At 61.1% G+C, this 12147-nt stretch carries 14 protein-coding genes; 9 read left to right on the forward strand and 5 right to left on the reverse strand.

Annotated elements, in window-relative coordinates; all coding sequences use genetic code 11:
- The first annotated feature begins 85 nt into the window (after positions 1-85).
- On the forward strand, positions 86-529 hold the full coding sequence (locus tag AC1TPF_RS03810) for a MarR family winged helix-turn-helix transcriptional regulator (protein WP_482142682.1): 444 nt from the start codon (positions 86-88) through the stop codon (positions 527-529).
- Between the two features lie 31 nt (positions 530-560).
- Here the strand turns inward: AC1TPF_RS03810 and AC1TPF_RS03815 are convergent, their stop codons facing one another.
- The gene (locus AC1TPF_RS03815; RefSeq protein ID WP_482142684.1) at positions 561-1124 is read right to left on the reverse strand and encodes a hypothetical protein; all 564 of its coding nucleotides are present in this window, start codon (positions 1122-1124) and stop codon (positions 561-563) included.
- Positions 1125-1627: 503 nt separating this feature from the next.
- On the opposite strand from AC1TPF_RS03815, the gene dnaB reads away from it, so the two are divergent.
- Complete coding sequence (dnaB, locus tag AC1TPF_RS03820; protein ID WP_482136435.1) at positions 1628-3013, forward strand: replicative DNA helicase; 1386 nt, start codon at positions 1628-1630, stop codon at positions 3011-3013.
- Between the two features lie 80 nt (positions 3014-3093).
- On the opposite strand, the gene AC1TPF_RS03825 is transcribed toward dnaB, so the two are convergent.
- Together AC1TPF_RS03825 and AC1TPF_RS03830 are read right to left on the reverse strand one after the other, a co-directional pair.
- Complete coding sequence (locus AC1TPF_RS03825) at positions 3094-3483, reverse strand: VOC family protein (RefSeq protein ID WP_482136434.1); 390 nt, start codon at positions 3481-3483, stop codon at positions 3094-3096.
- 32 nt (positions 3484-3515) lie between these two features.
- The gene (locus tag AC1TPF_RS03830) at positions 3516-4523 is read right to left on the reverse strand and encodes an aldo/keto reductase (RefSeq protein WP_482142685.1); all 1008 of its coding nucleotides are present in this window, start codon (positions 4521-4523) and stop codon (positions 3516-3518) included.
- A 107-nt stretch (positions 4524-4630) separates the two neighbouring features.
- On the opposite strand from AC1TPF_RS03830, the gene AC1TPF_RS03835 reads away from it, so the two are divergent.
- Positions 4631-5176 (forward strand): TetR/AcrR family transcriptional regulator, encoded by a 546-nt coding sequence (locus AC1TPF_RS03835; RefSeq protein ID WP_482142686.1) that lies wholly within the window; start codon positions 4631-4633, stop codon positions 5174-5176.
- Between the two features lie 23 nt (positions 5177-5199).
- On the forward strand, positions 5200-6372 hold the full coding sequence (locus tag AC1TPF_RS03840; protein ID WP_482142687.1) for an enterochelin esterase domain-containing protein: 1173 nt from the start codon (positions 5200-5202) through the stop codon (positions 6370-6372).
- Here AC1TPF_RS03840 and AC1TPF_RS03845 read toward each other — a convergent pair.
- On the reverse strand, positions 6302-7261 hold the full coding sequence (locus tag AC1TPF_RS03845) for a hypothetical protein (RefSeq protein ID WP_482142689.1): 960 nt from the start codon (positions 7259-7261) through the stop codon (positions 6302-6304). The two genes, AC1TPF_RS03840 and AC1TPF_RS03845, sit on opposite strands and share 71 nt — an antisense overlap.
- Positions 7262-7466: 205 nt before the next feature.
- Here AC1TPF_RS03845 and AC1TPF_RS03850 point away from each other — a divergent pair, with 205 nt between their 5' ends.
- Both AC1TPF_RS03850 and AC1TPF_RS03855 read left to right on the forward strand, forming a co-directional pair.
- Entirely contained in the window at positions 7467-7994 is a 528-nt protein-coding gene (locus tag AC1TPF_RS03850; protein ID WP_482142691.1) for an ester cyclase, read from the forward strand.
- A gap of 276 nt (positions 7995-8270) precedes the next feature.
- Positions 8271-8657: a hypothetical protein gene (locus tag AC1TPF_RS03855; protein WP_482142693.1), complete on the forward strand. Its 387-nt coding sequence runs from the start codon at positions 8271-8273 to the stop codon at positions 8655-8657.
- 97 nt (positions 8658-8754) lie between these two features.
- Here AC1TPF_RS03855 and AC1TPF_RS03860 read toward each other — a convergent pair whose 3' ends face one another.
- Positions 8755-9492: an SDR family NAD(P)-dependent oxidoreductase gene (locus tag AC1TPF_RS03860; RefSeq protein ID WP_482142694.1), complete on the reverse strand. Its 738-nt coding sequence runs from the start codon at positions 9490-9492 to the stop codon at positions 8755-8757.
- Positions 9493-9882: 390 nt separating this feature from the next.
- On the opposite strand from AC1TPF_RS03860, the gene AC1TPF_RS03865 reads away from it, so the two are divergent.
- The 3 genes from AC1TPF_RS03865 to AC1TPF_RS03875 all read left to right on the forward strand — a co-directional run bounded on the left by AC1TPF_RS03865 (position 9883) and on the right by AC1TPF_RS03875 (position 12132).
- On the forward strand, positions 9883-10530 hold the full coding sequence (locus tag AC1TPF_RS03865) for a DedA family protein (protein WP_482142696.1): 648 nt from the start codon (positions 9883-9885) through the stop codon (positions 10528-10530).
- Positions 10531-10661: 131 nt separating this feature from the next.
- Positions 10662-10940, forward strand: a complete 279-nt coding sequence (locus AC1TPF_RS03870) for a hypothetical protein (protein ID WP_482142697.1) — start codon at positions 10662-10664, stop codon at positions 10938-10940.
- Positions 10941-10995: 55 nt separating this feature from the next.
- The gene (locus tag AC1TPF_RS03875) at positions 10996-12132 is read left to right on the forward strand and encodes a 3-ketosteroid-9-alpha-monooxygenase, oxygenase component (RefSeq protein ID WP_482136422.1); all 1137 of its coding nucleotides are present in this window, start codon (positions 10996-10998) and stop codon (positions 12130-12132) included.
- Positions 12133-12147 lie beyond the last annotated feature (15 nt).

Consider the following 12147-nt stretch of genomic DNA (forward strand, 5'->3'; position numbering starts at 1 on the left):
GTTGTCGAGATGCTTTGACCGGAAGAAGGAACTTGTGTCCGAGCAACCGCCATCTGAGGATCCGCGTGCTGCGCTGGAAACTCAGATGTCCTCTGACCTGCGGCTGCTCAACGCCGAATCGGATCGGATCACCAGGGTTTTCGCCGGGCAGAACGATCTCAGCGCCAACGACTTCCGGGCATTGCTGCACGTGATGGTCGCCGACGCCGATGGTGAGCCGCTGACCGCCGGGGCGCTTGGCAAGCGGATGCAGGTGTCCGGGGGCGCGGTGACGCACCTCGTCGAGAGAATGATCGCGACCCAACACATCCGGCGGGCACCACATGAACGCGATCGACGGAAAGTGATGCTGCACTACGACGATCACGGCATGTCCGTCGCACGGGAGTTCTTTGCGCCACTCGGCCGACACATGCGGGACGCGTTCGCGGAGTTGCCCGACTCCGATCTCGAGGCTGCACATCGGGTCTTCGCGGCGATGGTTGCTGCCATGGAGGCCTACCAAGAGGACCTCGAAGATCCGAAATAGGCTGGTGCGCTCGTTATTTGAGAAAATGTTGTCAGCGTTGGTCTGCCGGTAGGAAGCGCGGATCAGAGTTCTTGTCATGGCGAGTGTCACCTGCCGGGTAGACGAACTTGAACCAGGTCTGCGTGACCGTGAACGCGCGGGGACCTGCGACGCAGGTGACACCGACGGGGCTCACGGCGCAGGTTGATCCCTCGACGGTGATCGACTGGCCGACGTCGAGGAGTGGCGCGCGGAACCCGCCTGTCGGCGTGGTTCGGTAGCTGGTGTTGGCCGGGACCCAGTAGGGGCCTTCTTGTCCGCCGGAGATGGCCACTCCGACTTTCCCCGGGGGTGCGGTTCGCGGATGTCCGCCGCAGCCGTTGAATGCGTAGCCGGGGCCCAGCGCACAGGCGCGACCGCTCGGGGTGACAAAGAATGTGCGCCCGTTGTCGGCGTAATCGGGGGAGCGGTAGGGCGATGGATCAATCGCTGCATAGCCGGATAGGTCCGGCACTTGGTGATAGTCGGGCGATGGTGCGGCCGATGCCATCGAGCCCGTTGTCAGAAGTGCCGCTGTCGCGGCACCTGCAATGACTGCTCCGAGTATTTTTCGCACGAACGCCTCCCCCGAATGGTCCCCGACACTTCATTCCACCACTATTGGGCCGATCACGTGGTCAGGTTCGGCGTCAAGCAAAAACGATCGCGAAGATCACTTTTGATAGGTCGCAAAACCAGTCGGATGTTTGCACCTCAGTGGTCTGCGCGTCACCCGTGATTCATCGTGAGCTAAACCGAACACGCCCGAAACCGGACATCCGGGGACACGCCGCGAGAACGCTATCCACAGTAACTAAAAGTCTTGAACAGCCCCTGAGCTGGGATGATCACAAATGTGACTTGAGTTATCCACAAGTTCCACACAGGGCGCTAACAAGATGTGGCGGATGGTGCACAGCTGGCTAACAGGCTGATCCACAGGTGCATTTGGCCGGATCCGCACCAGCCCTTAGTGTCTGCCGGAGTGTGTCGAATCGAGTCGGCTTCGGCATGGCGGTTCCGAGATGTCGGAGCGGCCTGCGAGACTTGAACCGAACAAACTAGCGAAGGGGTGGCATCTTGGCCGTCGTTGATGACCGCGGATATGCTCAACCCCAGGATCAGGCGCCACCGAGCGAAGATTTTGGTCGTCAACCCCCTCAGGACATGGCTGCGGAACAGTCCGTTCTGGGCGGCATGATGCTCTCGAAGGACGCCATTGCCGATGTCCTCGAGAAGCTGCGCCCGGGTGACTTCTACAAGCCCGCTCATCAGGCTGTGTACGACGCGATCCTCGACCTGTACGGCAAGGGTGAGCCGGCCGACGCGGTGACCGTGGCAGGCCAGCTGGACCGCATGGGCGAACTTCGTCGAGTGGGCGGTGCGCCGTACCTGCACACGCTGATCTCCACGGTTCCGACGGCCGCCAATGCCGGCTACTACGCCGAGATCGTCGCCGAGAAGTCGATCCTGCGCCGACTCGTCGAGGCGGGCACGCGCATCGTGCAGTTCGGCTACGCCGGCGCCGATGGCCAGGATGTGGCCGAAGTGGTCGACCGTGCGCAGGCCGAGATCTACGAGGTGACCGAGCGTCGCACCACAGAAGACTATGTTCCGTTGGAAGAGTTGCTGCAGCCGACGATGGACGAGATCGACTCCATCGCGTCGGCCGGCGGAATGTCCAAGGGCGTGCCGACCGGGTTCCACGATCTCGACGAGCTGACCAATGGGCTTCATCCCGGCCAGATGATCATCGTCGCCGCGCGACCAGGTGTCGGTAAATCAACGCTCGCCATGGACTTTTTGCGAAACTGCTCGATCAAGCACGGCATGGCCAGTGCCATGTTCTCCCTGGAAATGAGCAAAACCGAGATCGTGATGCGGTTGCTCTCCGCCGAGGCCAAGATCAAGCTCGGCGATATGCGCGCCGGCCGGATGAGTGATGACGACTGGACACGGTTGGCCCGGCGGATGGGTGAAATCTCCGAGGCGCCACTGTTCATCGACGACTCGCCAAACCTCACGATGATGGAAATCCGTGCCAAGGCAAGGCGTATGAAGCAGAAGCATGACCTCAAGCTTGTGGTCATCGACTACATGCAGCTGATGTCATCGGGTAAGAAAGTCGAATCCCGCCAGCAGGAAGTCTCCGAATTCTCGCGAAGCATCAAGCTTTTGGCGAAGGAGATCGAAGTTCCCGTGGTCGCGATCAGCCAGCTGAACCGTGGACCCGAGCAACGTACCGACAAGCGTCCCCAGGTTTCCGACCTTCGTGAATCGGGTTCGCTGGAGCAGGACGCCGACATGGTCATCCTGCTGCACCGGCCCGACGCCTTCGAACGCGACGATCCACGCGCAGGCGAAGCGGATATCATTGTGGGCAAGCACCGTAACGGTCCGACGGCGACGATTACCGTTGCGCACCAACTACATTTGAGCAAGTTCGTGGATATGGCGCGCGGCTGATTTCTGCCGCCATCGGGAAATGTCGAGCTGCAGTGCGGCTTCGGTCGTAAATTGCCTGCGCGGCAACTTGTTCGGCCCGGTTACCCACTGTCGGCGGCAGCCGCCCGGCCTCCGGTGTGTGATCCGTCGATGACGTCGAATTCGTTGCCTTCAGGATCGGCGAGCGTCGCCCACCGGATACCCAGGTCGACATCGTTGAGTTTCGTTGCGCCGAGGGAGATGAGTCGGGTGATCTCGGTGTCGAAGTCGGTGGTGGTGAGGTCGAGGTGCATCCGGTTCTTCACGGATTTGCCTTCGGGGACTCGGTGGAAGCTCATCCGCGGGCGATACGCGTCTGGCTCGGTCGCGAGTGAGGCGTGGTCTGCGCTGGCTCCATCGGCGACGGCACATTGCAGGACTTCGCCCCAGAAGGTGGCGATAGCGTAGGCGTCGTGAGCGTCGAAGCTGACACCGAGTACGTTGCTGGACATAATAGTTGGCTTCCTATCGCGAGTTCTGTCGGTCAGAGCGCTGGGATCAGGGGTGTGTCGAGCGAGGTGCGGTCACCGTCGTAGCCGCCCGCGAGTGCGGCCGTCACATCTTCGTGTGGTGTCCCGAGCCGGACAGCGCTGACGTCGTCGAGGCGCTGATAGTGCTCTTCGCTCAACTCCAACTCGAGCGAATCGAGGTATGCCTGCAGCTGTGAGAGGGAGCGTGGGCCGATGATCGGAATCAGTGCGGTGTTCGCCAGTGTGGACCGACGGCGTAGCCACGACATGGACACCTGAAGGGCGGTGCTGCCAATCGCGTCGGCGATGGCCAGCACGGCGTCGAGTACTGCCGCGTTGTGCCCTTCGTCCTCGACTCCGCCGGCGTGAGCATTGAGCCGACCTGTCTCGCCGCGTCGGTATTTGCCGGTGAGTAGTCCACCCGCCAACGGTGAATAGAGCAGCGCGCCAAGGCCGTGGGCCTGGGTCATCGGCAGTAGTTCCCGCTCGGCAGATCGTTCGGCGAGGCTGTATTCGGTCTCGATGCCGATCAAAGGTGCATGGCCCGCCAGCTCGGATCGGATTGCCGCCCCGGCTATCCGCCAGGCAGGGAAGTTGGAAAGCCCACCGTGCAGGATCTTTCCGGATCGGATCAAGTCGTCGAAGGTGTCGAGGATCTCGGCGACCGGCGTGACACCGTCCGGGAAGTGCGGCATGAACACGTCCACGTAGTCCGTCTGGAGTCGGCGAAGACTGGCCTCCAGGGAGCGGATCATGGTTTTCCGGCTGTTTCCAGTTGTGCCGGGGCCGGAATGGTCTTGTCGGAGACCTGTGTATTTGGTGATCACCACGAAATCGTCTCTATCGGTACCAAGCAGTTCGCCGAGGACGGATTCGGCCCGCCCGCCCTGGTAGACGTCGGAGGAGTCGAACGTGGTGCCGCCCGCAGCGACGAAGGCGTCGAAGATCGTGCGGGAGGCATCGGGTCGGTCAAGGGTCTCGACTGCGCCGAAGGTCGAGGTGCCGAGGGCATATTCAGACACCCGAAGTCCGCTGTGGCGAGAAAAGGTCTTGTAGCGCATGGTGGGCTCCAGAGGGTGTTCGGTACGATCTGTTCAACGTACCAAATAAAACGAGGGGTCACTCTTTTATGCCGAAGGTCACCCAAGCGCACCTCGACGCGCGACGTCAACAGATAGTGGACGCCGCCCGCGTTCGGTTCGCCAGCCATGGGTTCGCGCGAACGTCGATGGCGGACATCGTCGCTGAGACCGGCCTGTCCAACGGGGCGATCTACCGCTACTTCCGAAGCAAAGACGAGATCGTCATTGCAGTCTGTGAACAGGCGAGTGGCGCACTTCCTGACGCACTCAACGCCGAGGCGGTGCGGGATCTACTCGAGCACATGCGGACCATGTCCCGAGAGACCGGCCATGCCCGGTTGGTCGCCCAGATTTACGCCGAAGCCGCGCTGTCGCCGGCGTTAGCGGAGGTAGTTCGTGCCCAACTCGAAGAGCTGCGGACGGCGATCGCTGAACTCATCCCTGACAATCACCCGGGTGACCCGGCTCAGATCGCCGAAGCCTTTGTCGCAGTTCTCGTCGGTTACAGCGAACAACTAGCTGTCCGAGGCGATGTCGGCTCTGAGCCTTTCAGTGCCGCATTGATGGCGATTCTCGAGCACGGTACGTCTTGAACCGGGAGGAGGCAGTCGAACTGATGGCGGTCACTGAACCCAACCCGGTCGCCGGGTACACCGATGTCACATTTCGTTGGTACAGCGATGTTCCCGTGGTCGTCTCGCTTCATCTGACCGGCTATCCCGGTACGACCATCCACGGCGGTATCGGGCTGACGCTCACCGAGCCGGGCATATATGCGACGACGGTCCGACTTCCGGACGACGCATGTGTGAGTTACGGCTTCTTGGTCTTCGAATCCGTTGAAGCGCAACAAAAATTCTCGATCTACCAGGTCCTCGACAATCTCGTCTCCGACCCAGCCAATCCTGATGTGATTCGCCGTCCGTTCGGTATGCGCGGCTCGTCGTCGGTGCTGGAATTGCCGGGCGCGCGGACACACCCGGCGTGGCCGGACCCTGACCAGGATGCGAGATCAGAGGGTGAATCGGCCTATTCCATAGTGGAATCGGGTCGCACGCTGACGATTCTTCCCGGTGACGTGGATGGACCACTCTTGGTGATGTTCGACGGAGACCTGTGGGCCGACTCCGAATTCGGCTATCGCAGCGCAATGACCCAGCGCAACAGGGATGCAACCGGACCATCGCCGACCGCCATCCTCGTCAGCACACCCGACCGGCGCATTCTCGACAAGCGTGCGTTGATGACGCAATTGTTGACGCGGGAAGTACTTCCGGCACTCGAACGAGCCGGAATCAGATGGAAAGGGATCATCGTCGCCGGCCAAAGCTACGGTGGCCTGGCTGCGGCTGGTCTTCTCATCGACCTCCCCGACCTCGTCGACGCTGCGATCGTACAGTCGGGGTCCTTCTGGTTCGACGAAGAGAGCGAAACACGCGACTACGAGCGACCCGGGACGCTCACTCGGTCGCTCAAACGGATGGCCGGCACCCGCCTTTCACCAACCGCGTTGTGGTGCAGGTCGGAAACATCGAGGGCGCGATGGTCGATCAGTCACGGTGGTTCGCGGACGCGGCGAAGGACGCCGGAGGTGATGTGCACTTCGAAACCTACTCCGGCGGACACGATTACGCGTGGCATCGCCACGCAATCATCGACGCGATCGACCGTCTGTGCCCCTGACCGCACCGGTCACCGCGGCAGCGGTGTGAGACCGATCATCCGGCGGTCCGACGAAAAGATCCACCCGTCGTCGTACCGTTCGGTCGCACTGCCTGCTCACGAGTAACGGCCGGGCCGTTGGTCTCGGAGTAGCCATAACATTCTTCCGACGGCGCGGGTGTGCCCGGCGGAACGGGCGTGCTGATGCGGAGCCGCGGATCGCTGACGATGCGCACCAGATCGTTTGTGGTCAAGGGGATTTTGTCGCTGTGCTCCTGTTGTGTCGCTCCGAAGTTGTCGGTGGAGCTCGCGTGGATCAGCGACCCGTCCGCCACGTATGCCTGCGCTGACCGACTGAGGGTGCGAACACCATTCACTTCCCACCAGGTGTCGCGCACATCGACCACCACGCCGTCAGGCAAGGTTCGACGCTCGTCGAGATACCCTGCCACACAGGATGGAATCGAAGCTGAGCCTTGCTGCACTTGGACGGTCAGACTGCCCCTGGCGTCACCGTCGACCACCGACCCCGATGCAATGGTGCTCCCTTTGGGCTCGGCGTCAGAGTCGCCGAAGTCCGTGATCGGTTGAAAGACGAGCGACCGCTCTGGACTCGCAAACTCGATCTCTGCGCTGTCCGGCAATATCTCGGCAACCGCATTCGACATCGCGGTCGCCTTCGGCCCGCTGAACCAGGGAAATTTGGGGTTGTCGTAGGTCTGCTCAGCGCCTGTCATGACCGAGATCGCACTGTAGCCACCGGTCTCGTCAGGTTGTTCGACGACGTCGCATCCAGGGATGTCAGCCGTCAGGTCGACAGGTTCTTCCACCCTTTCGTATTCGACGGGCGCAGTGGGTTCGGCCTCTGTGGTCGACGTGGGCGGAGCCGTCGTCAATTCCGGTTCCCGCTCAGGTTGCAGAAATCCTGCCAGCACGATCCCGAGCGCAAGGACGGACACGATGACCAGCGCGAAGGTCCACGCTTCCTTCTTACGCGAAGAACTCTCGTCGTCCATCGGTCTCCCCCCGATCGTGGCCGCTACAGAAGCCATGTCGTCCAGACCAGCACGTTCGTTACTCGACGCCAGATCAGCGGGATTGAGGGCGTCAGTCGACTAGTCGACTACACGGGCTTTGGGTGGCGTGCGATGTCAGTCTGGGATGGAAGCCCGCCAGGCGGCGCCAGTGAACTTGCCGCACATAGAAGTGCATGGAGGACAGATGCCCGATCCCAGCCACACCTCGACCACCACTGCCCCGCCGAGGGACGTCTCCAACGCTGAACTCGTCCGGTGGTCATTGGGCCGCCTCAATGCCAAGGACATCGACAGCCTGCGTGGTTTCTGGACCGCCGACACCCTCGTGGACTTCCCAACCGGCACGTGTCGTGGAGCCGACGTGGTCGCCGCCTACTTCGAGCAGGTCTTCGCGGCCGTGCACGACTTCCACATGGAGGTCCTGTCGATCGCCGAGGCCGGCAAAGACGTCCTGGTCCATTGGCATTTGACCGGGCGTCACGCCGGAACTTTCGTCGGAGTGGCCGGAACCGGGCGGTCAATCGACTTCGAGGGTTTCGACCACTTTGTCATCGCAGATGGGAAGGTCGTCACAAACACTGTTCGCTACGACCAGATGGAGTTTGCTCGCCAGATCAAGATGCTGCCGCCCGATGGATCGATTGCGGATCGCGCGATGAAAGCCGCCTTCAACGCCAAAACTCGTGTGGCAGGGATGGTTCGCCGTCGCTAGCGCGAGCGGAATCATCGTCCAGAGTGTCTGTGGCGCAACGTTAGTCCCTCTGTAGTCCGATCGATTGAACATCTTGAGCCGAAGATAATCGCCGGGTCGGCGAATGTGTCTGTGCTGCAGTAGAACTGATCCAGGAATGGATTGGGGTCGTCTATGGGACAAGCGGCGAAACCCATTCGGCCCGTTGTTGTCACCCCCTGTTTTGTCTGAGCCGTCTGATATTCGTTCTCCAACAGATTTCCTGGAGAACAGAGGCAAAGAATGATGTCAAGAATCATGCGTCGCGCAGTGGTTGCTGTTGTTGCCGGCTCGGCGTTGGCCGGGGCACTTGGCCTTGCGGCGACCCCGGCACACGCACTCGGTACCGATCAGTACGACCGGGTGCGTTACATGCTGTGCTCGCCCGGTGTGGTCGACATCGACTACACCAACGCGTACGGCAATCACTCGGCCGAGAATCGGATCCGTTTGCCCAAACAGAAGAACGGCGCCCCGTGCGGCTTCTACGACTACACCGTGACAGACGAGTACGGAGGTTACGCCAGCGTCAGCATCGTTGATGAGGACGGCGGCCCCGTGTCGTGCACCATCTGGGTCAACGGACGCGTCGTGTCGAAGTCCAATGACGATTCGAGCTACTACAGCTACGCCAGTTGCTACTGAATTCGATTCCATACGACAGGTCCCGCAGAGCAGAAGGCGGCGGACGGCGGCTGCGGACAATGTGGTCCGCCGCCGCCGCGACGTCCTTCATCCCTGGTCACCAGCGCACGGAACCAGCTGCGTCCACAAATGTTCCCGACATGGCGTCGTCGGGGAGCATGGCGGCGCGGACAACCACCTCGGCCGCTTCGTCCGCGGTGAGCGGCGCCTGCGCCCTGCTATCGGGGGAGAGGTCGGTCTGGACATACCCCGGACACACCGACGTCACCTTGATCGGGGTGTCGACAAGCAGCTTCGACAAGCCGATGGTGATCGAGTTCAGTGCAGCTTTCGAGGCCTGATAGGCCGGCACGATCATCGAAAAGTACTGCGACTGTGGATCGTCCTGCTCTGCCAACGAGCCAACTGTGCTGGAGACGTTCACAATCCGTCCGGCATCGCTCCGCCGAATCAGTGGCAACATCGCCTCGATGACGTTGAGGACGCCCACGGTATTGACGGTGAAGGTTTGCGACGCACTTGCGGGATGGACGAAATTGACGTCACCGGGTTGAGTGGCCTCCGGCAGAATTCCGGCATTGTTCACCAACAGATCCAGATGTCCGTGCCGGTCGCGCAGATCGTCCGCGGCACAACGTGCACTCTCGAATGAACTGACGTCGAGGATCTGGCCCTGCGCGTCAAACCCTTGTGCCTGTAGCTCTTTGACGGCCGACGTCACCTTCTCGTGTGTCCTGCCACTGACTATCACCGTGTAGCCGGCCCGTCCAAGCGCTTCCGCAACGGCGAAACCCAGCCCACGGTTAGATCCGGTGATCAACGCAATCTTCGACATCATCTACTCCATGTGTTACCCGCCAACGATTTTGGCGATCTGGTCTGTGCCACTTGATCTTCACTGCAATGAACACTGAAGACTGGCGGGAATCAGACCTGGCATTGGACGACAGAGTCGAGGAGGGATTGGTGATCGGTTCTCCACGACCCCCGACCATGCCGACATGGGTGGTGCGAAAAGTCCGATTTTGGGGTCGGCGGTAGGGGTGAAGCACTGCGGGTGTTCGCTGATTTTCCCGTTGATCGGGCGGTTTTACTGTCGGCGCCGTGTCAGGATCGGTGGTGTGGCAAACCGGCCGTGCTCCGGCCACCCGGTTTGCGAAGTATGTCCGACGCCTGTTCCGGTGCACACCCGGAACCGGCAGAGACAGGAAGCACGGCTGCGCATATGGACGTGATCAACGAATTCATCAGCGCTCAGGCCAGCGCGCTATGGGTGTATCCGGTGCTGTTCGCGTTGTGCGTCATCGACGGGTTCTTTCCGCCGCTACCGAGCGAATCGGTCCTGACGACCCTGGCGTCGTTGTCCGGATCGACGGGCCGACCATATCTATGGCTGATCATCCTCCTTGCTGCCTTGGGCGCGATCATCGGCGACAACATCGCCTACACGATCGGCCGACGGGTCGGCGTGGAACGCTTCTCGTGGATGCGCAAACCCAAGGTGCGTGAGGCCCTCGGCAGGGCGCGTCACGGGCTCGACAAGCGCGGCGCGGTGATCATACTGACGGCCCGATATGTTCCGGTTGGTCGCGTTGCTGCCAACATGACCGCAGGTGCGACGCACTACCCCCGGAAGAAGTTTGTGCCCCTGAGCATCATCGCGGGTACCACGTGGGCGTTGTATTCGGGTCTGATCGGGCGGTTCGTCGGTGACCTTTTTGACAAACAGCCGCTGCTCGGTTCGGTCGTGTCGATCTGTCTCGCGTTGGTATTGGGTTTCCTCGTCGATCGCGTGGTCAAGAAGTTCAGGAAGTCGCGGAAAGTTGAACCCGCTGATCCCGATTTTGGCAATCCCCAAAAGGACACCACCTGAGCCGAATGCGAGCGATCGCCGGTTCCGGCGTTGACTTGCGCGAACGCGGTGTTCCGCTGGACTGAATTCCTGTGGTCCCCACCACATCCTGGTTCGTAGTCTCGGTCTATCCGAGGAAGGGATCCGGAAAATTGCAGTCTCTCACCTGCCACACCTGTGACGCTCGCGTGTTCATCGCGAAGTACAGCCCCGCTCACACGAGCCTTCAATGGACCATCGAGGCCTCCCAGGCGTGCCGGGAGATGGCCGCAGCCGCTGCTGTCGATTCCGGTGGCTATCTGCTGCGCTGCGAAGCCCTCGACCGCACGGTCGATGAAGCGGTGAAGGACGGCAAGATTCCGATGACCACGCGATCTGAGCCGCCGGTCTTGCCCCTTGCCGCAGAAGAAGTCTTCACCCCCCTCCGGTGACCACCGTTCCCGTTCAGCCTGTTTGACCTCCCTACACACCCCATTTGGAGAACCCATGACCGTCGAGCAAGAACGTATCGAGATCCGAAACATCGACACCGGCACCAATCCGACACGTTTCGCGCGTGGCTGGCATTGCATCGGATTGGCGAAAGACTTTCGTGACGGAAAGCCACACCAGGTCAAGGTCTTCGGTACCGATCTGGTCGTATTCGCCGACTCCACCGGCACGATCAACGTGCTCGATGCCTTCTGCCGACACATGGGTGGCAACCTCGCCCGGGGTGAGATCAAGGGTGACGCGATCGCCTGCCCGTTCCACGACTGGCGCTGGAACGGCAAGGGCCGTTGCGAGTCGGTTCCTTACGCTCGTCGCACCCCCAAGGTTGCTCGGACGAAGACCTGGACCACGATGGAACGCAACGGCGTTTTGATGGTCTGGAACTGCCCGCAGGGTTCCGAACCGCCTGCAGAGCTTGCGATTCCGGAGATCGAGGGTTACGAGGACGGACAGTGGAGCGACTGGACGTGGACGACGATCCACGTCGAGGGATCACACTGTCGTGAGATCGTCGACAACGTCGTCGACATGGCCCACTTCTTTTACGTGCACTACCAGATGCCGGAATACTTCAAGAACGTCTTCGACGGACACGTGGCCGGGCAGCACATGCGCTCATATGGCCGTGACGACATCAAGACCGGTGTGCAGATGGATCTTCCTGAGGCGCAGACAATCTCGGACGCCTTCTACTACGGCCCATCATTCATGCTCGACACGATCTACACCGTCGCCGATGGCTCCACCATCGAGTCCAAGCTGATCAACTGCCATTACCCGGTCACCTCGAACTCGTTTGTCCTTCAGTTCGGCACCATCGTCAAGAAGATCGACGGGATGACCGACCAGCAGATGGCCGACATGGCAACGCTGTTCACCGACGGTCTCGAAGAGCAGTTCGGGCAGGACATCGAGATCTGGAAGCACAAGACGCGTATCGAGAACCCGCTCCTCACCGAGGAGGACGGTCCCGTGTACCAGCTCCGTAGGTGGTACAGCCAGTTCTACGTCGACATCGAAGATGTGACCCCAGATATGACCGAGCGCTTCGAGTTCGAGGTCGACACGACCCGTGCCCTGGAGAACTGGCACAAAGAAGTCGAGGAAAACCTCGCAGCTCCCCAGGAGTGATGCCATGCCTTTCGG

The organism is Williamsia sp. Y853 (genome assembly GCF_056786495.1).